General features: G+C 63.6%; 14 protein-coding genes. 9 read left to right on the forward strand and 5 right to left on the reverse strand.

The features are described from left to right. Nucleotides 1-7: 7 nt before the first annotated feature. A complete protein-coding gene (gene polA, locus ACQY80_RS12080; protein ID WP_428679830.1) occupies nucleotides 8-2,821 on the reverse strand; it encodes a DNA polymerase I in 2,814 nt (937 codons plus the stop codon). A 322-nt stretch (nucleotides 2,822-3,143) separates the two neighbouring features. On the opposite strand from polA, the gene ACQY80_RS12085 reads away from it, so the two are divergent. The 4 genes from ACQY80_RS12085 to ACQY80_RS12100 are packed head-to-tail and all read left to right on the forward strand — an operon-like array spanning nucleotide 3,144 to nucleotide 9,867. Then, a complete protein-coding gene (locus tag ACQY80_RS12085; RefSeq protein WP_428679833.1) occupies nucleotides 3,144-4,532 on the forward strand; it encodes a TIGR03013 family XrtA/PEP-CTERM system glycosyltransferase in 1,389 nt (462 codons plus the stop codon). Between the two features lie 2 nt (nucleotides 4,533-4,534). After that, the gene (gene prsK / locus ACQY80_RS12090) at nucleotides 4,535-6,649 is read left to right on the forward strand and encodes an XrtA/PEP-CTERM system histidine kinase PrsK (protein WP_428679836.1); all 2,115 of its coding nucleotides are present in this window, start codon (nucleotides 4,535-4,537) and stop codon (nucleotides 6,647-6,649) included. Next, a complete protein-coding gene (gene prsR / locus ACQY80_RS12095) occupies nucleotides 6,646-8,022 on the forward strand; it encodes a PEP-CTERM-box response regulator transcription factor (RefSeq protein WP_428679839.1) in 1,377 nt (458 codons plus the stop codon). The genes prsK and prsR overlap by 4 nt, the downstream gene beginning before the upstream one ends. Continuing rightward, nucleotides 8,023-9,867 carry a tetratricopeptide repeat protein gene (locus ACQY80_RS12100; RefSeq protein WP_428679842.1) on the forward strand — a complete coding sequence of 615 codons (1,845 nt, stop codon included), beginning with the start codon at nucleotides 8,023-8,025 and terminating at the stop codon, nucleotides 9,865-9,867. It begins immediately after the preceding gene. A 15-nt stretch (nucleotides 9,868-9,882) separates the two neighbouring features. Here the strand turns inward: ACQY80_RS12100 and ACQY80_RS12105 are convergent, their stop codons facing one another. Together ACQY80_RS12105 and ACQY80_RS12110 are read right to left on the reverse strand one after the other, a co-directional pair. Further along, nucleotides 9,883-10,230, reverse strand: coding sequence for a GntR family transcriptional regulator (locus ACQY80_RS12105; RefSeq protein WP_428679845.1), 348 nt, complete (start codon nucleotides 10,228-10,230; stop codon nucleotides 9,883-9,885). A 71-nt stretch (nucleotides 10,231-10,301) separates the two neighbouring features. After that, nucleotides 10,302-10,883, reverse strand: coding sequence for a nitroreductase family protein (locus ACQY80_RS12110; RefSeq protein ID WP_428685852.1), 582 nt, complete (start codon nucleotides 10,881-10,883; stop codon nucleotides 10,302-10,304). 186 nt (nucleotides 10,884-11,069) lie between these two features. Between ACQY80_RS12110 and ACQY80_RS12115 the strand changes: the two genes are divergently transcribed. From ACQY80_RS12115 to ACQY80_RS12135, 5 genes are read left to right on the forward strand one after another with little or no spacing between them, the layout of a single operon-like run. Beyond that, nucleotides 11,070-12,692 (forward strand): peptide MFS transporter, encoded by a 1,623-nt coding sequence (locus ACQY80_RS12115; protein WP_428679848.1) that lies wholly within the window; start codon nucleotides 11,070-11,072, stop codon nucleotides 12,690-12,692. A 3-nt stretch (nucleotides 12,693-12,695) separates the two neighbouring features. Next, on the forward strand, nucleotides 12,696-14,114 hold the full coding sequence (locus ACQY80_RS12120; protein ID WP_428679851.1) for an amidohydrolase: 1,419 nt from the start codon (nucleotides 12,696-12,698) through the stop codon (nucleotides 14,112-14,114). Continuing rightward, nucleotides 14,111-15,412, forward strand: coding sequence for an amidohydrolase family protein (locus tag ACQY80_RS12125; protein ID WP_428679854.1), 1,302 nt, complete (start codon nucleotides 14,111-14,113; stop codon nucleotides 15,410-15,412). Before ACQY80_RS12120 ends, ACQY80_RS12125 begins: the two co-directional genes overlap by 4 nt. Before the next feature lie 54 nt (nucleotides 15,413-15,466). Further along, nucleotides 15,467-16,168: an NnrU family protein gene (locus tag ACQY80_RS12130; protein WP_428679857.1), complete on the forward strand. Its 702-nt coding sequence runs from the start codon at nucleotides 15,467-15,469 to the stop codon at nucleotides 16,166-16,168. A gap of 7 nt (nucleotides 16,169-16,175) precedes the next feature. Further along, nucleotides 16,176-16,721: a DUF1003 domain-containing protein gene (locus ACQY80_RS12135; protein WP_428679859.1), complete on the forward strand. Its 546-nt coding sequence runs from the start codon at nucleotides 16,176-16,178 to the stop codon at nucleotides 16,719-16,721. 507 nt (nucleotides 16,722-17,228) lie between these two features. On the opposite strand, the gene ACQY80_RS12140 is transcribed toward ACQY80_RS12135, so the two are convergent. Both ACQY80_RS12140 and ACQY80_RS12145 read right to left on the reverse strand, forming a co-directional pair. Continuing rightward, nucleotides 17,229-19,019: a hypothetical protein gene (locus ACQY80_RS12140; protein WP_428679862.1), complete on the reverse strand. Its 1,791-nt coding sequence runs from the start codon at nucleotides 19,017-19,019 to the stop codon at nucleotides 17,229-17,231. Then, nucleotides 19,016-20,701, reverse strand: coding sequence for a hypothetical protein (locus ACQY80_RS12145; RefSeq protein WP_428679865.1), 1,686 nt, complete (start codon nucleotides 20,699-20,701; stop codon nucleotides 19,016-19,018). Before ACQY80_RS12145 ends, ACQY80_RS12140 begins: the two co-directional genes overlap by 4 nt. Between the last annotated feature and the right edge of the window lie 134 nt (nucleotides 20,702-20,835).

Raw genomic sequence — 20,835 nt, forward strand, 5'->3', positions numbered from 1 at the left:
CCGCAAATCAATGCGCTTCGCCCCAGCTCTTGCCGATGCCGATCTCGACTTCCAGCGGGACCGAAAGCGTCAGAACCGGCTCGGCGGCGGCGCCCATGACGCGGCGGATCACGTCGCCCGCGGCTTCGGCCTTGTCCTCGGGCGCTTCGAAGACGAGTTCGTCGTGGACCTGGAGGAGCATCCTGACGTCGCCGAGGCCCGCCTCTTCGAGTGCGCCCGGCATCCGCGCCATCGCGCGCTTGATGAGGTCGGCGCTGGTGCCCTGAATCGGCGCGTTGATGGCGGCGCGTTCGCTGCCCGCGCGCTCGTTCTGGCTCGCGGCTTTGAGACGCGGGAACCAGGTCTTTCGGCCGAACAGCGTCTCGGTATAGCCCTTGGCGCGCGCGCTATCGAGTGTGTCGGTGATATAGTCGCTGATGCCCGGGAAACGCTCGAAATAGCGCGCGATCAGCGCCTGCGCCTCGTCGGGGGTGACTTCCAATCGGCCCGCGAGACCCCAGCGCGAGATGCCGTAGAGGATCGAGAAATTGACCGTTTTCGCCTTGCCGCGCGTGTCGCGATTGCTTTCGCCGAACAGCTCGATCGCGGTCGCGGCGTGGATGTCCTGCCCCTGCGCGAACGCCTCCTTGAGTTCGGGGACGTCGGCCATATGCGCGGCGAGGCGGAGCTCGATCTGGCTATAGTCGGCGGCGATCAGCACATGGCCGGGCGCCGCGATGAAGGCGTCGCGGATCTGGCGGCCGGTTTCGGTGCGGATCGGGATGTTCTGCAAATTCGGATCGGTCGACGACAGGCGCCCGGTCTGCGCGCCAACAAGGCTGTAGCTGGTATGGACGCGGCCGGTCTTTGCATTGATCTGTTGCTGCAGCGCGTCGGTGTAGGTCGATTTCAGCTTCGCAAGCTGGCGCCATTCGAGGATCTTGCGCGCGATCGGCACCCCGTCGCGTTCAAGGCGTTCGAGCTCGCTCTGGTCGGTCGACCAGTCGCCTGACTTGCCCTTGCGCCCGCCCTTCAAGCCGAGCTTGTCGAACAGGATTTCGCCGAGCTGCTTGGGGCTGCCGATCGCGAAGGGTTGACCCGCCAGCTCGTGAATTTCGCCTTCGATGCGCAGCATCTCGTTCGCGAACTCGCCCGACAGCTTCGCCAGATACTCGCGGTTCACCATGATGCCCGCGCGTTCCATCGTCTCGACGATCGCGGCGAGCGGCCGGTCGACCATCTCGTAGACACGCGTGCCGCCTTCGATGGGCAGGCGAAGCTTGAGCAGCTTCCACAGGCGCCAGGCGACTTCAGCGTCCTCGGCGGCATATTCGGTTGCGCGGCCGAGCTGCACTTCGGCGAAGCTGATCTGCGACTTGCCGGTGCCGCACACCTCCTTGAACGAAATGCAGACGTGATCGAGGTGTAGTTTCGACAATTCGTCGAGCCCGTGCTGATGCTTGCCCGCGTCGAGCGCGAAGCTCATCACGAGCGTGTCGTCGTAGGGCGCGATGGTGATGCCGTGCTGCGCGAGCACGCCGATGTCATATTTGAGATTATGCCCGACCTTCAGCACCGCATCGTCGGCGAACAGCGCATGAAGGCGGCCGATCGCGTCATTCAGGGGAATCTGATCCGGCTTTTCGGCGAACATGTCGGTGCCGCCATGGCCGAGCGGGATGTAACAGGCCTTGCCCGGGCCGGTCGACAGGCTGACCCCGACGAGGGTGCCGGTGACGCTGTCGAGCGTCGCGGTCTCGGTATCGACCGCGACGACATGCGCGGCGCGGGCTTCTTCGATCCAGCGGTCGAGCGCTTCGATCGTCGTGACCGTTTCGTAGAGCGAGCGGTCGATCTCGGGCCAGGCGGGCAGGGTGGGTGTCGAGGGGCCGGCGGGTGCGGCCGCAACGGGTGCCGAAGCGCGCGGCAAGGTCGGCGGCCCGCTCGGCGTCGCACCGGTGTCGATCTTCGCCGAGAGCGAGCGGAACCCATGCTCGTCGAGGAAGGCCTTGAGCGGCAGCGGCGGGATCGCATCGAGCTTCAGCGTGTCGAGCGCGTCGGGGAGTGCGACATCGCGTTTCAGATCGACAAGAACGCGCGACAACTCGGCCATTGCGCGATGCTCGATCAGATTGTCGCGCAGCTTCGACGGCTTCATCGTCTCCGCGCCGTCGAGCGCCGCGGTGAGATTGCCATATTCCTGGATCAGCTTGGTTGCGGTCTTCGGACCGACGCCGCGGACGCCGGGGACATTGTCGACGCTGTCGCCCATTAGCGCGAGTACGTCGCCGACGAGATCGGGGGTGACGCCGAATTTCTCGTTCACCGCGTCGAGGCCGAGGCGGACATTCTTCATCGTGTCGAGCATGTCGACGTGTGGCGAGCCATCGACGGGCTCGCGGATCAGCTGCATCAGATCCTTGTCCGACGAAACGATCGTGACGTCCCAGCCCTCGCGCACCGCGGCCTCGGCATAGGAAGCGATCAGGTCGTCGGCCTCGAATCCCTCCATCTCGATGCACGGCAGGGAAAAGGCGCGCGTCGCGTCGCGGATCAGCGGGAATTGCGGACGCAGATCCTCGGGCGGCTCGGGCCGGTTCGCCTTATACTGGTCGTAGATCTCGTTGCGGAACGACTGGCTCGAATGGTCGAGAATGACCGCAAGGTGCGTCGGCCCGTCGGCGTCGTGCAGATCCTTGGCGAGCTTCCAGAGCATCGTCGTGTAGCCATAAACCGCGCCGACGGGCACCCCGTTCGGGTTCGTCAGCGGCGGCAGGCGGTGATAGGCGCGGAAGATGTAGCTGGAGCCATCGACCAGATAGAGATGATTCTTGTCCGACATCGCGCGGATGTAGCAGGGGAGGCGCGGACGGCCTAGGGCGATGTTCCCGCTTTCGTCCCCTTACATTCGGGAAGACGACTGACGATTTTTCGGTTTAAGGCCGATGTCAGCTTTGAGGTGGGAAGCGGACGGTCCCTCTGTGATCCCCGGCTTTCGCCGGGGATCACATTAGCAGCAATCGGTCGTTACCGGCCGGTCGCTGCCACTCTGACCCCGACACTTGACCGCCGCCCGGTCACCGATAGGGGTGAGGTGAGTGTAAAATTAACCGACAGTTGAGACCTCGGGACTAAGGTCGGACGCGAAAGGGCGAGGCTTTTCAATGTTCCGATTGTTCAAACATTATGTGCCCCATGCGGTTGTCTGGCTGGCGCTGATCGAGTTCATCGCGCTGCTCGGTTCGGCCGAGGTGGCGTGGCATACCTACGCCCATTTTGCAGGTTTCGACGCCGGCAAGCTGAGCGCGCGCGCGGCACCGCTCGCGACCTTTGCGATCGCTAACGCGCTCGCGATGATGGCGACGGGACTCTACAGCAGCGAGGCGTTGCGTTCGATGCGCTTTGCGACGGCCCGCCTGCTCGCCGCGATCTCGCTGGGCGTGATCTTCCTGTCAGTGGTCGGCTTCCTCTTTCCCACCGCCACACTTTGGCGCGTGAACAGCCTGTACGCGATGGTGATCGCGATTGCGGCGCTGTTCGTCATCCGCTTGATCCTGACGCAGTCGGCGGGGGCCGATGCTTTCAAGCGGCGAATCCTAGTGCTCGGCGCCGGCAAGCGTGCCGCGCGGTTGCAGGCGCTGGCGGAAGCGCCGGGCAGCGGCCTGGTCGTTGCAGGCTTCGTCGCCATGTCGGCGAGCGAGCGGACCGTGCCGGACGCTGTGCCGCGTGAGGATATCGCGAACCTGTCCGACCATGTTGTCGCGCTCGGTGCGGGCGAGGTCGTGCTCGCGATGGAGGAACGCCGCGGATCGCTGCCGCTGTCGGATCTGCTCCGCGTCAAGACGACGGGGGTCCATGTTAACGACATCGCGAGTTTCATCGAGCGCGAGACCGGGCGGGTCGACCTTGCGACAACCAATCCCAGCGCGCTGATCTTTTCGGACGGCTTTTCGGCCGGACAGCGCATCTCGCGCGTCGGCAAGCGGTTGTTCGACATCGTCGCCAGCCTGCTGGTGCTGGTCGTCGGCCTGCCGCTGATCCTGATCGCGGGGATGGCGGTCAAGGCCGACAGCCGCGGCCCGATCCTCTATCGCCAGTCACGCGTCGGCCTGTATGGCGAGGCGTATGACGTGCTGAAAATCCGATCGATGCGGACCGACGCCGAGGCGGCAGGCAAGGCGGTGTGGGCGGCCGAGAACGACCCACGGATCACGCGCGTCGGGCATATCATTCGCAAGGCGCGCATCGACGAGTTACCGCAGCTCTGGTGCGTCCTGAAGGGCGAGATGAGCATCGTCGGCCCGCGCCCCGAACGGCCGAGCTTCGTCGAGGAACTCGAACGCGAGCTGCCCTATTATGCCGAACGCCATATGGTGAAGCCCGGCCTGACCGGCTGGGCTCAGATCAACTATCCCTATGGCGCCTCGGTCGAGGATGCGCGCGCGAAGCTCGAATATGATCTCTATTACGCCAAGAATTATTCGCCCTTCCTCGACCTGCTGATCCTGCTCCAGACGGTGCGCGTCGTGCTGTGGCCGGAGGGTGCGCGCTGACGATGGCGACGCTCGCCGCCCTGACGCAGAGTCTTTCGGCGCTGGCGCTGGCCGGATTTGGCGGTGTCACGTTGTGGCTTTTGCTGCGTCCGGCTGCGCGGATGGCTGCGCTGATGCCCGCGCCGCGCTGGTTGACGATCGCGGCAGCGGGCTGCGCGCTGTGGTGTGCCGCGCTCTATCGCTTCGCGCCCGGATCGTCGCAGGCGCTGGTGGTGCAGTCGGTTCGCGATCTCGCAATGCTCGGCTGGCTTGGCGCGACCTTCTGGCCGACGCGGGCGCCGATGCCCGGCTCGCTGCGGTTGATATTCCGTATGCTCGCGACGATCTGCGTGGTCACGCTGGTCAGCGGCGTTGCCGCCCATTGGCGGAGCGACACGGCCGGTGAGTGGCTCGGCCCGGCGCTCGGCGTTTCTTCGATGCTCGTCGCCGTGGGCGGGCTGCTGATCGTCGATGGCGCGGTGCGCCGCGCGAGCGCGGGGCTTCGCATGACCGTGATGGCGGTCGCGGGCGGCTTTGCAATGCTCTGGGCGTATGAGCTCAATCTGCAGCTGATCGGTGCGCTGACCGGCACGCGGGCATCGACGCTGGTCTCGCTTTTGCCCGCCGTCGCGCTGATGCTGCTGCCGACCTTTATCATCGCGGCAATGGATGTCGGGCGCGAGCGCATCCGCCTGTCGCGCGCCGTCACGATGCGGACGATGATCCTGCTCGGCGCGGCCGCCTATCTGATCCTGATCGGGCTGGCGGGCGCGTTCGCGCGGCTCGTTGGCGGCAATTATGGCGAGCTGGCGCAGGGTTTGTTCCTGATCGTCGCGCTGGGCGCCGGGGGGCTGCTGCTGCTGTCCGCGCGGACGCGGGCCTGGCTGTCGGTGATGATCTCGAAGCATGTCTTCGAGCATCGCTATGATTATCGCGCCGAATGGATGCGTTTTACCGCGACGCTCGCGCAGGGAGCAAAGGAAGACGGAGGGAGCGACGACCGCAACCTGCATCGTCGCGTCGCCAAGGCGCTCGCGGAATTGACGGGCAGCCCGGGCGCGCTGCTGATGCTGCCCGACGCGCAGGGCGCTTTCCGCGTTGCAGAGCAATGGCACTGGCCCGCCGGGGTGGAAGAGGAAGCGGCCTTGCCGCTGCGCTCGTCTTTCGTGCTGCAGGAGACACGGCATATCGTCGATCTCGACGCCGAACGGCGCGGGCGGGGACAGGCCGGGGAGGATCTGGCGATCCCCGGCTGGTTGCTCGCCGACCACCGCGCATGGGTCGTGGTGCCGGTACTCCATTTCCAGCGGATGATCGCGGTTGCGGTGTTGCACCGGCCGCCGGTATCGCGCGCGCTCGACTGGGAGGATCTCGACGTGCTCCGCATCGCGGGGCAGCAGGCGGCAAGCTATCTGGCCGAATCGCAGAGTCAGGCCGCGCTGTCGGAGGCGAAACGCTTCGACGAATTCAACCGTCGCTTCGCCTTCATCATGCACGACATCAAGAATCTCGCGAGCCAGCTCAGCCTGCTCGCGCGCAATGCCGAGCGTCATGCAGACAAGCCCGAGTTTCGCGCCGACATGGTCGAAACGCTGAAGATTTCGGCGGGGCGGCTCTCCGACCTGCTCGTCCGCCTGTCGCCGCGCGAGCGTCGCGCCGCCGATGCGGGGCGGGCGCTCGTCGAACCGCTGCTGAAGGACGTCGCGGCCGAAGTGCGGACACGACGCGCGCTGTTCGTCGGGTGTCAGGCGGGGCTCGCGGCATGGGGCGATGCGGGCTCGATCCGTCAGATCGTCCAGCATTTGGTCGCAAACGCGATCGACGCCTCACCCGCGGATACGCCGGTCCAGCTGATTGCGGTGGCCGAGCATGACCGGGTGCGGATCGACGTGATCGATCAGGGTGCGGGGATGAGCGGCGCCTTTATCCGCGACGAGCTGTTCAAGCCGTTCGTATCGACGAAGGATGGCGGCTTCGGGCTGGGCGCTTTCGAGGCGTTGCAGTTGGCGCAGGCGATGGGCGGGGCGATCGATGTTGCGAGCGAACCCGGCAAGGGCAGCGACTTTACGCTGTGGCTGCCGCTGGCCGACACGCGCGTCGATGCCGGCACCGGAGAGCCGATAGGGAAAGTGGCATGAGCGAGGCGGGGACCGAACAGAGAATTTTGCTGGTTGTCGAGGATGATCCGGGGCTGCAGGCGCAGCTCAAATGGGCCTATGACGATTATCGCGTGCTGATCGCCGGCGATCATGACAGCGCGCTCGAGTTGCTGCGCGCCGAGGAGCCCTCAGTGGTGACGCTCGATCTGGGCCTGCCGCCCGACGCCGATGGGACGCGTGAGGGGTTCCGGGTGCTGAAGGCGATCCTTGCGAGCAAGCCCGATACCAAAGTCATCGTCGTGTCGGGACATGGCGAACGCGCGAGTGCGCTGGCAGCGATCGCGAGCGGCGCATGGGATTTCTATCAGAAGCCGATCGACATCGACGAGCTGGGCCTGATCGTCCGCCGCGCGTTCCACGTCCGCGATCTCGAGGTCGAGAATGCACGGCTCGCGGGGCAGGGAGCGAGCGACAATCGCGTGCTCGGCGCGATGATCACCGGGGCGCCCGAAATGCTGAAGGTCGCGCGGACGATCGAGCGCGTCGCGAACCTCGACGTGTCGGTCATGCTGCTAGGCGCGAGCGGCACCGGCAAGGAACTGCTCGCGCGCGGTCTTCATGAGGCGAGCGGACGGCGCGACGGCGCATTCGTCGCGATCAATTGCGCGGCGATCCCCGAAAATCTGCTTGAGAGCGAATTGTTCGGGCACGAGAAGGGCGCCTTCACCGGGGCGGTCAAGACGACCGAAGGCAAGATCGAACTCGCGCATGGCGGCACCTTGTTTCTCGACGAGGTCGGCGACATTCCGCTGCCGCTGCAGGTCAAGCTGCTGCGCTTCCTGCAGGAACGCACGATCGAGCGGATCGGCGGGCGCAAGGCGATTCCGGTCGACACGCGGATCGTCTGCGCGACGCATCGCGACCTTGACGCGATGATCGCCGCGCAGAGCTTTCGCGACGATCTTTATTACCGGCTCGCCGAAATGGTCGTGAAGATCCCCTCGCTGGCCGAGCGGCCGGGCGATGCGGTGCTGCTCGCGCGCCATTTCCTGCATCAATATGCCCCGACGATGAATCCGGCAGTGCGCGGCTTCGCGCCCGACGCATTGCAGGCGATCGACGAAGGGCGCTGGCCGGGCAACGTCCGCGAACTGGAAAACCGCATCAAGCGCGCAGTCATCATGGCCGACGGCAAGCTGGTGATGCGCGCCGACCTTGATCTCGCCGCAGGTGAGGAGCTGGAGGGCGAGGATTATCTGAACCTGCGCGCCGCACGCGAGGCGGCCGACCGGGTCGCGATCCGCCGGGCGATGACGCAGAGCGAGGGGAATATCTCGTCGGCGGCCAAGCTGCTCGGGATTAGCCGCCCGACGCTCTATGATCTGCTCAAACAATATCGGATGCAGGCCTGAATGAAGCTGACCCGACCCCTGCTGACCGTGCTTATCGCGGCGACGGCGCTGGCCGGCTGCGACGGCGCTCGACCGGAGGGGCCGCGCCAGCGGTGGCAGCAGCAGCGCGCCGAACTGCAGCGCGCGGTTGCCGACGATCCGTCTGCGGTCCGCCCGCGTGTCGAACTGGCGCGGGCACAGCTGCGGCTCGGCGATGGCGTCGGCGCCGAGGCGTCGGTGAAGGCGGCGCTCGCTGCGGGGGCCAACGCCGACTATCTTCGGCCGTTGCTCGCGCGCGCCTATGCGCTGCAGGATGAAGGTATCCGCGCGCTCCAGACGCTCGACGAGGGGCCGATCGCGCCCGAGATGATCGGCGAGGCGGCGTGGGTCGCCGGCGACGTTCATCTGGGCAACGGGGATATCGATGCCGCGCGCGACGCCTATGACCGGGCGGTCCGCGAGCGACCCCGCGATTCGCGGCTATGGGTCGATGTCGCGCGCTTTCGCGATGCCAACGCCGACACGCTCGGTGCGCGCGATGCGATCGACTATGCGATCGAACTCGACCCCGCGAATAGCGCGGCGCTGGCTTACAAGGCGAACCTCGTACGGACGCAGGCGGGGCTGACCGCTTCACTGACCTGGTATGACAAGGCGCTCGCCGCCGATCCCGACGATGCTGACGCGCTTATCGATCAGGCCGCGACGCTGGGCGATCTCGGCCGGTACCGCGAGATGCTCGTGGCGCTCCGTCATGCCGCGGCGCTCGTGCCGCGCGATCCGCGTCCCTATTATCTGCAAGCGGTGCTCGCCGCGCGCGCCGGCAATTATGCGCTCGCGCGCAGCCTGCTCCAGCGCACACGCGGCGAACTCGACGACCAGCCCGGTTTCATGCTGTTGAGCGCGATCGTCGAGCTGGAACTGGGCGGTGAAGCGGTGGCGGCGAGCTGGGCCGATCGCCTGCTGGCCGAACAGCCGCATAACTTCACCGCGCGCCGTATTCTCGCCGCTGCCGACTGGGCCGATGGCGATGCCGACGGTGCCGCCGAGGCGCTGGCGCCGATCGCCGACCGTCCCGATGCCGACAGCTGGTCGCTGCTGCTCGCCGCGCGCACCGCGTCCGAACTCGGGCACCGCGGCGAAGCGGCCGACTATCTCGCGCGCGCCGCCGCGCTGGCTCCGGGCGATGCGACCCCCTTTGCGACCGACGACAGTTTCGGCCTGCTCGCGAGCGGGGCCGACGCCGATCCGCTCAATCCGGCCAAGGCAATTCCCGCTATCTCGGCCGATATGGCGAGCGGCAATTTCGCGAGCGCGATCGCGCGCGCGACCCGTCTGCGCGATGCCAACCGCGGGGTCGCCGACGCGCATATCCTGCTCGGTGATGCGGCGCTGGCGGGCGAGCGTTATGATCTGGCCATCCAGTCGTTCCGGGCGGCGCGCGATCTGGATGCGGGCGAGCGGACGACATTGCGGCTCGCGAACGCGCTGTTCCGTGCGGGCGACGCCGCCGGTTCAGGCGCTGCAATTCTGACGCTTCGCGACAGCCAGCCGCAGAGCATCGCGGCCGACCGGCTCGCGGGCCATCTGGCGATGGACATCGAGCATTGGGATCAGGCGATCGTGCATTTCGAACGCGTGCGCAGCCGGATCGGCAACCGCGACGTCGCGATCCTGCGCGATCTGGCGCGCGCCTATGCCGCCAAGGGACAGGGCGATCTTGCGCTGCCGTTGATCTCGGCCGCGTACCGGCTGCAACCGCTGAATGCAGAGATCATGCTGTTCTATGCCGACCTGTTGCAAAAGCAGGGGGACCGGCAGGCGGCGGCGGATCTTCGATACAAGGCCGAACAGATCGGGCGATAGGCCCGCGGCGAACTCTCAGGCGTCGGTAAGGTTGAGCAGTGTCCGGGCGTCGAGCCCGACGCGGCGCATTTGCTGTGCGATTGGCGGCCAGACGTTCGACAGGAAATCCTCGCGCATCAGATCGCGGAGGCGATCGGTCGCACCCTCGGCGACGAACATGCCGACCCCGCGCTTGACCGTGACCAGCCCCTCGTCCTGAAACGTCTGATACGCCTTGGCAACGGTGAGCGGATTGGCCCCTTCCTCGGCGGCGAGCGAGCGCACCGACGGAAGCATGTCGCCGTCGCGATAGGTGCCATCGAGGATCGCGCTGGCGATCACGTCGCGCAGCCGCTGATATACGGGTTTGGTCTGATCGAGCATGCCGCCTTAATGCCATAAGACAGCAGCACAGTCAAATCACGAAAATTAGAAAATCTGGCACTTGTTTGAAATTAAATTTCCCAAGCGCTGACAACCTCATCATATTCGGGTCGCGGTCGTTCGGACAGGTCGGCGCCTGCGGTGCCGAGGAAGAAATATCCAACGATCGTATCGCCTTCGCGGGCACCGAACGTCTTCGCAACCGCCGGACTGTAGGCGGCCCAGCCGGTAAGCCAGCTGCCGACGAAGCCGTGCGCGTGCGCGGCGTGGAGCAGGTTCATACCCACCGCACCTGCCGACATCTGCTGCTCCCACACCGGAACCTTGCTGTCCTGCACCGGAGTCGAGATCAGCACGATCAGGGTCGGCGCCTGATGCGCGAATTGGTCGAACGCCGACAGGTCCATGCCGGCCGCGCCCGGATTCTCGGCAACCCATTCGTCCTTGAGCAGCTTGGCAAGCGCGTCGCGCTGGTCGTCGGCCACAGTCACGACCCGCCAGGGCGCGAGTTTGCCATGATCGGGGGTACGGAGCGCAAGGCCGATGATGTCCCTGAGCTGCGCGGCATCGGGGCCGGGAGTGACCATGTCGCGGCCTTTGCCCGAGCGGCGGGTGGCGAGATAGGAGCGGAGCGAGGAGGTGTCGTTGAACATGCCCGCCATGTGGGCGCCTTCGTTGCCGAGTGCAAGTGTTGCGAACCGTTCGCAATAGATTCTGGCCCGGCCGGGATGGTTACACGCGCAATTAGATTCTTCCCTTGAGCAATTTTCGCGCTAGGTTGGTCCATTCGCGCGGCGGGAGGCCGCGACAAAAATATCCGGGAAAAGGGACGCGTTTACATGAAAGATATCGGCCTTTGGCAAGAGGGCGACTGGATCGCGGTTATTGCGGTGGTTCTCCTCGGGGCATTTTTGAGCGTCGGCGCGCTGATCGCGACCAGCCGGAAACCTCAATTCGCAGGGCACCCCAAGGGCCTCTACATGCTGTTCTTCGCCGAGATGTGGGAGCGTTTCTCCTACTACGGCATGCGCGCCATCCTGATCTTCTATCTGACGCAGCACTGGCTGTTCGGCGACAGCAAGTCGAACCTGATCTATGGCGCCTATACGAGCCTCGTGTATATCACGCCGGTGCTCGGCGGCTATCTGGCCGACCGGTATCTCGGCCAGCGCAAGGCGGTTCTGTTCGGCGGCGTCCTGCTCGCTGCGGGCCACAGCCTGATGGCGGTCGAGGGCGTTGGCGGGCAGAATGACCCGACCATCAACGTCTTCTGGGCCGCGCTTGCCTTCATCATCGTCGGATCGGGCTTCCTGAAAGCCAATATTTCGGTGATGGTCGGCCAGCTCTACAAGCTCACCGACACCCGCCGCGACAGCGCTTACACGATCTTCTATATGGGCATCAACGCGGGCGCCGCGCTCGGCACGATCCTTGTCGCCTATCTCGGCCAGACGATCGGCTGGGGCTTCGGCTTCGGTCTCGCCGGCATCGGCATGCTTGCCGGCCTTATCGTCTTCGTGCTCGGCAAGAAGGCGCTTAACGGCGCGGGCGAGGCGCCGGCTCCGCTCGCAAAGTCGCGCGAGATGACGATCTACGCAGTCGGCCTTGGCGCCGTCGCGGTGATCTGGGCGCTGGTGCAGTATCAGGATGTCATCCAGACGCTGCTTGCCATCTCGGGTGTCGCGCTGCTCGGTTATGTCCTCTACGAAAGCTTCAAGCTCGAAAAGGAACCGCGCGAGCGCATGTTCGCGATCCTGTTCCTGATCAGCCTCAATCCGCTGTTCTGGGGCCTGTTCGAACAGGCGGGTGGTTCGATGAACCTGTTCACCGACCGCTTCGTTGATCGCGGCGGCGTGCCGGCGGGTATCTTCCAGTCGATCAACCCGATCATCATCATCCTTGTCGCGCCGCTCTTCGCCACCCTCTGGATGTGGCTCGGCAAGCGCGGCGCAGAGCCTTCGGCTCCGGCCAAGTTCGGTCTCGCGCTTGCGCAGATGGGCTTTGCGAACCTCGTTCTCGTCTGGGGTGCGCAAGCCTATGGCGTCGCTGCGATGACGCCGGTGATCCTCGTCTTCGCCTATTACTTCTTCGCGACGACCGGCGAACTCTGCCTCAGCCCCGTGGGCCTCAGCGCGATGAACCGGCTGGCGCCGACCTTCCTCGCGTCGCTGATCATGGGCGCGTGGTTCTACATGACCGCGGTCGGAAACTTCGTTGCGGGCAAGATCGGGGAAGCCACCGGCGGCCACGACGGCCAGATGACCAAGCAGGGCCTGCTCGACGTGTATGAGCTGTTCGGCTGGATCGCGATCGGTGCGGCGGTGGTCGTGCTGTTGCTCAGCCCGATCGTGAAGCGCTGGATGCATCTCGATACGCTGAGCGATCGCGATGACGGCCTGGCGGGTATCGGCGAGGCCGAACCGCAGGCTGCGGGCGTTCATCCCGAACCCAAGGGGGCATAACATATGATCAGGGGCGTAAGGGGCAGCCTTCTGGCTGCGGTGTCGATGGCGCTTGTCGGCTGTGCGGCGACAAATGACGCGCCGGCGTCGGCGGGCGACAAGCCCGCCGCGACGGCATCGGCGGACAAGGCGGCGAAGTTCGACAAGGATCCTTATCCGTCTACCTACAAGGGATATCCGACGCGGCTGACCGTCGTCCGCAACGTCACTATCTTTGACGGCGAGGGCGGGCGGATCGACAATGGATCGATCGTCCTGTCGAGCGGCAAAATTCTGTCGATCGGCGGTGCCGATCTGGCGCTGCCGACCGATGCCGACGTCTATGACGGCACCGGCAAATATGTCACCCCCGGCGTGATCGACATCCACAGCCATCTTGGCGATTATGCCAGCCCCAGCGTCGAGGCCAATTCGGACGGCAACGAGATGACGGGCCCGGTCACCGCCGAGGTTTGGGCCGAACATAGCGTCTGGCCGCAGGACCCGGGCTTTACCCGTGCGCTTGCCAATGGCGGCATCACGACGCTGCAGATCCTGCCGGGCAGCGCCAATCTGGTGGGCGGCCGTTCGGTCGTGCTCAAGAATGTGCCCGCGCGCACGGTACAGGGAATGAAGTTCCCCGGCGCGCCCTATGGCCTGAAAATGGCGTGCGGCGAAAATCCGAAGCGCGTCTATGGTGCCAAGGGTCGTATGCCCTCGACCCGTATGGGCAATATGGCGGTCGACCGCCAGACCTGGCTGAAGGCAGCGGCGTACAAGAAAAAGCTCGACGAGGGCAAAGCCGTTGACCGCGACCTTGCGATGGAAACGCTTGCGGGCGTCCTGTCGGGCGAAATCCTGATCCAGAACCATTGCTACCGCGCCGACGAAATGGCGCAGGTCATCGATATGAGCCATGAGTTCGGCTACAAGGTTTCGGCGTTCCACCACGCGGTCGAGGCGTACAAGATCGCCGATATCCTGAAGAAGGAAGGCATCTGCGCCGCGATGTGGGCCGACTGGTGGGGCTTCAAGATGGAAGCCTATGACAGCGTGCCCGAGAATATCGCGCTGATGTACAAGGAGGGCGCGTGCACGATCGTCCATTCGGACGACGCGAACCAGATCCAGCGCCTCAATCAGGAAGCCGCCAAGGCGCTTGCCTCCGGCCGCCGCATGGGGATGCAGATCACCGACGAACAGGCTTGGACCTGGCTCGGCATCAACCCCGCCAAGGCAATCGGCCTTCAGGACAAGATCGGCAGTCTCAAGCCCGGCAAGATGGCCGACGTCGTGCTGTGGAACGGCAATCCGTTCAGCGCTTACACGCGGCCCGAAAAGGTGTGGATCGATGGCGCGCTGATGTTCGATGCCAATGATCCGAAACGACGGCCGGTGACCGACTTCGAGCTTGGGCAGCCGGGCGAAGGAGACGTGAAATGATGCGCGCTCTGCTTCTTTCCGCCGCCGCACTGATCGCGGTTCCCGCCGCAGCGCAGGACGTCGCGATCACCAATGCAAAGCTCGTTATCGGCGACGGCAGCGCGCCCATCGACGGTGGTACCGTCGTCGTGCGCGGCGGCAAGGTCGTTGCAGCCGGACGCGGTGTTGCGGTTCCTGCAGGCGTCGAACGTATCGATGCGCAGGGGCGCTATGTGACCCCGGGCATCGTTGCGGCGTTCAGCCGCGTCGGGCTGACGGAAGTCGATGCCGTTCAGGGCACCAACGACCGGTCGGCGACCCGCTCGCGCTTTTCGGCAGGGCTAGACATTGCGCCCGCGCTCAACCCGATGGGCTCGCCCGTCGCGGTGAACCGGGCTGCGGGCGTCACCCGCGCAATCGTCGCGCCGGGATCGAGCAGCAATCTGTTCGCCGGGCAGGGCGCTGTCGTCGATCTGGGTGACGACATGGACATGGTGACCCGGCCGCGCGTGCTGCAATATGTGGCGTTCGGCGAGGACGGGTCGGCGAAGGCCGGCGGCAGCCGCGCCGCTACCTTCCTGCTGTTTCGTGAGCAGTTGCTCGCGGCGCGGAGCTATGCCCGCAATCCCGCGACGCTTGCCGAATGGGGCAATGACGCGATGATCCAGCGCGCCGACGCGGAGGCGCTGGTGCGCGTGATCAACGGCACGACGCCGCTGTTCGTCCGCGTGGACCGCGCCGCGGACATATTGAACGTGCTGAAGCTGAAAGGCGAATTTCCCGCGCTGAAGCTGGTGCTCGTCGGTGCGACCGAGGGCTGGCTCATCGCGCGCGACGTCGCCGCCGCGAAAGTGCCGGTGCTGGTCTCGCCGCTCACCGATTTGCCGGGCAGTTTCGAGCAGCTTGGCGCGACGCAGTCGAATGCCGGGCGCTTGAAGGCCGCGGGCGTCGACGTGTCGGTCGGTGTGTTCGACGACGATGACGCGCACAAGATGGGCTATACGATGCAATATGCCGGCAATCTCGTCGGCCTGTCGAAGGTGCCGGGGGCGAGCGGGCTGACCTGGGATCAGGCCTTCGCCTCGATCACCAGCGCGCCCGCGCGTGCTGTTGGGATGGACGCGACGATCGGCTCGCTAAAGGCCGGCCGCGTCGGCGATGTCGTGATCTGGGACAATGATCCGCTCGAACTCGGCAGTCGTCCGACGGCGATCTGGATCGAAGGCAAGCGCCAGTCGCTCGTCACGCGGCAGGACCGCCTGCGCGATCGCTATCTGACGCCGACCGAAGGGAATCTGCCCAAGGCCTATGACAGGTAAGGGTCGCGCCTGATCGAAAGCGACTGCCGGGATTAGGAGAGGGAGAGGGCTCCAATGCAACCCATGTCGCTTTTGATCGTGACCGGCGTCTTGTTCGTCGGAACCCACTTCGCGCTGTCGCATCCGCTGCGTCACGGGCTGGCGAGCCGGCTTGGCGAGCGCGGTTTCGCGGTCGTCTATTCGATCGTGGCGATCGCGACCTTCGTGCTGATGGTGCAGGCGTTTCGCGGTATGCCGCCCGAGCCGCCGCTGTGGGCAGTCGACGACCCGCTGTGGGCGCTCGCTTCGCTGCTCGTGTTGTTCGCGAGCATATTGTTCATGGGATCGCTGATCGGCAATCCGGCGCTGCCCGCGCCGAACGCTGCGGCTGCGGCGCAATCGGCTCCGCGCGGGGTCTTCGCCATCACGCGCCATCCGATGATGTGGGGCTTCACGCTGTGGGCGCTCGCGCATGTGCTGGTGATGCCGACGCCGGGCCAGATTATATTATCGGCGATAATCATCTTCCTCGCGCTCGTCGGATCGGCGGGGCAGGACGCCAAGAAAGCTAGATTGATGGGCGACGCTTGGCGGCACTGGGCCGCACGGACCAGCTTCGTACCGTTCGGGCGGCAGGTCGCGGGGGTGACGCCATGGGGCGACACGATCCCGCGTGGACACGCCCTGTTCGGCGGGATCGTGCTGTGGCTGGCCGCGACATGGGCGCATGGCGCGATGGGATATATGGTTGCGGGGATATGGCGCTGGATGGGATAGGGGCCTGATGAACCGCGATGAAAAAATCTCCGACCTTTCGCTGCGCCTGCTGGGCCGCGCCTATGACCAACTCGACGAAGCGGAACAGCGCGTCGTTCGCGCGATCGCCGAGCGTCAACCGACGAGCCGCGAACCCGGCGACGAAGACGATGACGATGGCTTGCAGGGAAGCTTCGGCGAACGGCTCGCCGATCGGGTAGCCGCCGTCGGCGGCTCGTGGGGCTTTATCATCGCCTTCGGGCTCGTGTTGTTGGTCTGGATGCTGGTCAATTCGAAGGCTTTCGACAATCTGGGCCTGACCTTCGATCCTTTCCCCTTTATCTTCCTGAACCTGATGCTGTCGATGCTCGCTGCGATCCAGGCGCCGGTGATCATGATGAGCCAGAACCGGCAGGCGGCGAAGGACCGGTTGACCGAGAAACTGGATTACGAGATCAACTTGCGCGCGGAACTGGAGATCATGCGGCTGCACGAAAAACTCGACCAACTGCGCTTTCACGAACTACGCGAGAAGGTGGATGAGCTTTGCGACCGGCTGGATCGTAAGGAATAGCCGGGACGTCGGCTTAGGAGTGGTTAGCGGACGTTCCCTCTGTGATCCCCGGCGAAAGCCGGGGTCCAGGAAATTCCGGCGCAAAGCTGGCGTTGTGCCGCTCTGGCCCCGGCTTTCGCCAGGGTACACGCCAACGGCAACTCAAAGCCCGCTGCGACGCCGCAGTGCCCCTACTCCCACTCGATTATCCGATACCTCGTAACATACTGAAATTAATCAGGAAAAAATTATTTCATCCGAAATGGCCGACAGCGAAACTGGCAGATTTCTACGCTTATGAAATCATTGGGGAATTTCGGCTACTTTTCTTGAGCTCGCCTTCGACTACAATCGATATCAATCGGAAATCATCACTCTTTTGATCCGAGAGGATGTCCGTGCACAATCGCGTTCACAACTGCCATCAACTCTTTTGCTCCTAACGTCCAATTTGCGCCTCATGTCGGCCATTCCCATGATGCCCGGGTTCCATCTTATAGCAGACATTTGCGTCGGCGGGCTCGAATACTATTCTTCTCCCGACATCAGTGACGGCCACGCCACAGACAGACGGGCAGCCCGCTTTACAAGGTCTACACCTCCCATACGTTTTCTCGCCCACTCCCAGCCTTTTACCGGCGTTATCATTTCGTCGATAATCGGAAGCCACGATTGCGGGGGAGGCGGATAACGAAAGAAGCGGCATGCGAGAAGGAAGAAAGGCAACTGGTCGAGCTTGATTGCGGAAAGCTCGGTATAATGGCCTGTCGCTTCTGCTTCTCTCCGTACGGCCGCCAATAGCTCATTCCCGTTCGACCCGATTTTCAGTCCTCCAAGCGCGCTGCCCGTGCGCTGACCTGACCAAAGCTTTTGCTCGCTTCTGGCATTGGGCACCCAAATCTGGAAGTTACAGTGGGGCAGTTGTTCAGTCTGCAATTCGCCCAAGCGGGTGACAACGTCGTCATTGCCAAAAGATTTAGCGAAGAGCGCGAGGTGCGGATAGAGGACGCTGGCTGCGGTCAGCTCCTTGCGCACAGCCTCGTCGCTACGATCTGGCGCGCGGATAAGCGAGGCATAGTCGTGTTCGACAACGGGGTACAATTCGCCTCGATTGAAGTTGATTATCGCCGCGCGGGCCATTTGCGACACATAGTGTGCGCCGGCTTCGAACGTGTCTGGAATTATGGCGAGCAGCATCGCCGCAAGAATGACATCGATCGACTGATCTTCATGAACTGGCGTGTAGAGAGCGCGATTGGCTTCGATCATATCGGCGATGCCCTGCGCGGTATCGACTAACTTTGCACTCGGGTTGGACACGAGGCGAAGGGGCTGCCCGGCTTCAGTCTCCAGCCAAGCTCGAAACAGGCCGCCGAGTGCAAGGCGCCCCAGCGTTTCAAATAGCGCGAGATTGATATCCAGCGAGTCTCGCGAACCCACAGCATAGCTTAACGCATGCCGATTGCCGGCATGTTTGACGATTTTCTCGAGGTACAGCTCGTCCCACGTCCGCAAATAAAGATCTGCCACCTCGAACAGGCTATGACTTGCTTCGAGCTTTCTACCCTTGTCTTTCTCGATAAGCGGCCAAAGTTGCTCCCATGCCCGGAGCATCACATATTCACTCGCCCGATATGGCGCTTCGAGGTTTCCAGCCTCTCGGCCCCAGACAAGCAGAATCCAAAGCGCCAGGTAAAGGCTCCGCACTCGCTCGATGGGCTTGATCTTCTCGTCCCCCTCGACATCTTGAACAAGGCGGGCGAATTGCTGAAACGAAGAGTCTGGCTCCTCGACTAACGCCGCAGCTCGTCGAAGATATTGGCGACGCGCGGCGGGAAACACCTCTTCTCGTAGCGCACCGTCCACGATCATGCCTGTTAGAGTATCCCCAGTCCAAACCCTGTATTCTATCTGCGAGGTCCGCTCTCTACGCATGAATCCGTCGACGACCGGTTTGACATTCTGAAGGACAACCCCGCCGATCGTTATGCAGACAACGACGGGAAGTTTCTGATGTTCGGGAGCAAGCGTGTCGAGATAAGCGTCACGCAATTCGCCAAGGGAAGGCCGCACCGCTTGCGGATTCCCGTCCCAATCGGTCCTTGTTAGATCCCCCTGCTTAATTACGAAGAGAAACAGCTTCCGGGTTCCGTCGTCATCGGACCCAACTGCGGCGACATCGACGCCAAATTGCCGCGGACCCACCTGCGGTCTTGAGACGACTTCGAAACCGATTGCCGTGAGCAATTCGGGCACGATGGCGTCAAGTTCGTCCCGCTCTTTGAGGCCGCGGAAAAACTCCCGTACAATGGACCTCATTCGTCGGTCTCACCACGCAACAGGAGGTCGCGTCGATATCGAGCCCAGAAGGGCTCAAGCATATCGTAGCGAAGGATTTCGGTCGAGAAGCCTTGCGAGACCATCGGCGTTTCTTGCCTGACGATCTCCTCGTCGGCCAAATAAACGTCATGGATGGCAGCATCGCCGTATAGCATCATCGACGTCGGGAAAATTTCCCCGAAGATCGACATTTTCATGGCGTTTTTGGACATCGCCCGACTCTCCTCGCGATGCTTTTGATCTACGAGGACGCGATGATGCTCGGACGGCACCAGCTCTGTGACTTCATTGGCAGCCTCGATGTCCGATCGATACCCGTCGTGAGCAGCAAGCACGCGCTTAAGTGCATCGCGCGCGTGTCGCGGACCCGATTTAACCGCCTTTTCCAGGTACGCGCGAGATGCCGTCCAAAACGTCATGAGCAGTGGGTCGAAGATCAGATGCTCGGCTTTGCGACGGATACGGATGGGAGCGGTACGCAAGGCGCTTACCAGTATCGAGGCCAGCGTAGCCGGAAAGGCGAGCAGGATAGCAGATGCCCTCCGAATAGCGCGAAGAGACTCCTCCTCCGACCAGTCGCTCATATCGATGTCGAATTTTGGCGTGTTCTCGCCGATGCCCCGGCATATATCGAGGACGGCATCGAAATGCCGAAAGCTTGGCGAACGTAGCCAACTGCCGATTAGTTGCGATCGAATTGTCGGATCACTTTCGAGTATTGTTCTCGCGGTCGAATCGAGCTTCTTCATTCTCGTCGCGCGGCTGACAAGCAGGTGGTCGAGAAGCGCGTGGGCTTCGCCGGCGAGCGGCCCGTTCAATGTCTTAGATATTATCTGATCGATGGCATCCACCGCATCATCTTCTCCGGCGCCGATCGTCATCAATGCAGCAAAGGCCGGTTTGGTCAGCGTCACGGGCGCCTTTGAGATTGCGAACATCATTTCCGAGGCGATCGCGGATCGGACATGCTCGTCCATCCTGCTGGCGCAGTCGGCTATCGCCGCTATTCCTTCCTTCTCCCTGCCTGGAACCGTGGCAGCAACGTGGAGAAGTGAACGCATCGGCGCTACCACGCCGTCTCCAACCTCACGGCGGATAGCTGCTCGCAGGGCAGTGGTGGCGCGGTCCAACTCATTCGGTTGATAGGCATTGAATCTTCCAAGTAAGCTCGCAGCTGTCCACCGCTCATTGTTATCGCCGTTCTCGAGAATTCGGATGAGAGCAGGAAGGAAGCGCCGGCGATTTACCTTGAGACCAGAATGATAAACCGAGTGCCTGAGATGCTCGGGGGCGGATCCTGATTTAATCGCCTCTAACAGAGACCAGGGACGCGACGACTTCCCTTCACTCCATCCGCTGAACCATTCGGAAAGATAGTAAGGAAGCTGTGAGCCGTTGGAGCGTGCTGTAAGACCGGTAACTATTTGAAGTACCTGAGCTTGGTCAAACTTTAGCTTTGGAAGCACATCCTCAAGGAACTGCTGGCAACCGTAGGACAGCGGATCGTCGCTCGGATGCGCAAAGATTCCGACCAGGTCGATCTGACCAGTTCGATGCGCCGCAGCGGCGTGGCGTACGAGGCTGTCCCAATGCGCCTCGTCTCCCGGGAATGCATCCGAGACATATTCAGGTAGGCTGCCAGAAGCAGCAGCGGCGAGCATAGCGCTGCGGCTATGTGCAAAGGCTGTTTTGGTTTTCGGCACGGCCGAAACAAACCACCAACCTTGGTCGTCCGCAACGGCAAATTGATCCGACGCCGTTGGTGGGTCCAACCCGCGAGGGTCGGGGCTCGCGG

Origin of the sequence: Sphingopyxis sp. (assembly GCF_965279755.1) — a bacterium.
GTDB lineage: Bacteria > Pseudomonadota > Alphaproteobacteria > Sphingomonadales > Sphingomonadaceae > Sphingopyxis.

What these genes read in the sequence shown, in the direction of transcription:
- polA (WP_428679830.1), bottom strand. Translation starts at nt 2,821, where the DNA reads ATGTCGGACAAGAATCATCTCTATCTGGTCGATGGCTCCAGCTACATC.
- ACQY80_RS12085 (WP_428679833.1), top strand. Translation starts at nt 3,144, where the DNA reads ATGTTCCGATTGTTCAAACATTATGTGCCCCATGCGGTTGTCTGGCTG.
- prsK (WP_428679836.1), top strand. Translation starts at nt 4,535, where the DNA reads ATGGCGACGCTCGCCGCCCTGACGCAGAGTCTTTCGGCGCTGGCGCTG.
- prsR (WP_428679839.1), top strand. Translation starts at nt 6,646, where the DNA reads ATGAGCGAGGCGGGGACCGAACAGAGAATTTTGCTGGTTGTCGAGGAT.
- ACQY80_RS12100 (WP_428679842.1), top strand. Translation starts at nt 8,023, where the DNA reads ATGAAGCTGACCCGACCCCTGCTGACCGTGCTTATCGCGGCGACGGCG.
- ACQY80_RS12105 (WP_428679845.1), bottom strand. Translation starts at nt 10,230, where the DNA reads ATGCTCGATCAGACCAAACCCGTATATCAGCGGCTGCGCGACGTGATC.
- ACQY80_RS12110 (WP_428685852.1), bottom strand. Translation starts at nt 10,883, where the DNA reads ATGTTCAACGACACCTCCTCGCTCCGCTCCTATCTCGCCACCCGCCGC.
- ACQY80_RS12115 (WP_428679848.1), top strand. Translation starts at nt 11,070, where the DNA reads ATGAAAGATATCGGCCTTTGGCAAGAGGGCGACTGGATCGCGGTTATT.
- ACQY80_RS12120 (WP_428679851.1), top strand. Translation starts at nt 12,696, where the DNA reads ATGATCAGGGGCGTAAGGGGCAGCCTTCTGGCTGCGGTGTCGATGGCG.
- ACQY80_RS12125 (WP_428679854.1), top strand. Translation starts at nt 14,111, where the DNA reads ATGATGCGCGCTCTGCTTCTTTCCGCCGCCGCACTGATCGCGGTTCCC.
- ACQY80_RS12130 (WP_428679857.1), top strand. Translation starts at nt 15,467, where the DNA reads ATGCAACCCATGTCGCTTTTGATCGTGACCGGCGTCTTGTTCGTCGGA.
- ACQY80_RS12135 (WP_428679859.1), top strand. Translation starts at nt 16,176, where the DNA reads ATGAACCGCGATGAAAAAATCTCCGACCTTTCGCTGCGCCTGCTGGGC.
- ACQY80_RS12140 (WP_428679862.1), bottom strand. Translation starts at nt 19,019, where the DNA reads ATGAGGTCCATTGTACGGGAGTTTTTCCGCGGCCTCAAAGAGCGGGAC.
- ACQY80_RS12145 (WP_428679865.1), bottom strand. Translation starts at nt 20,701, where the DNA reads ATGCTCGCCGCTGCTGCTTCTGGCAGCCTACCTGAATATGTCTCGGAT.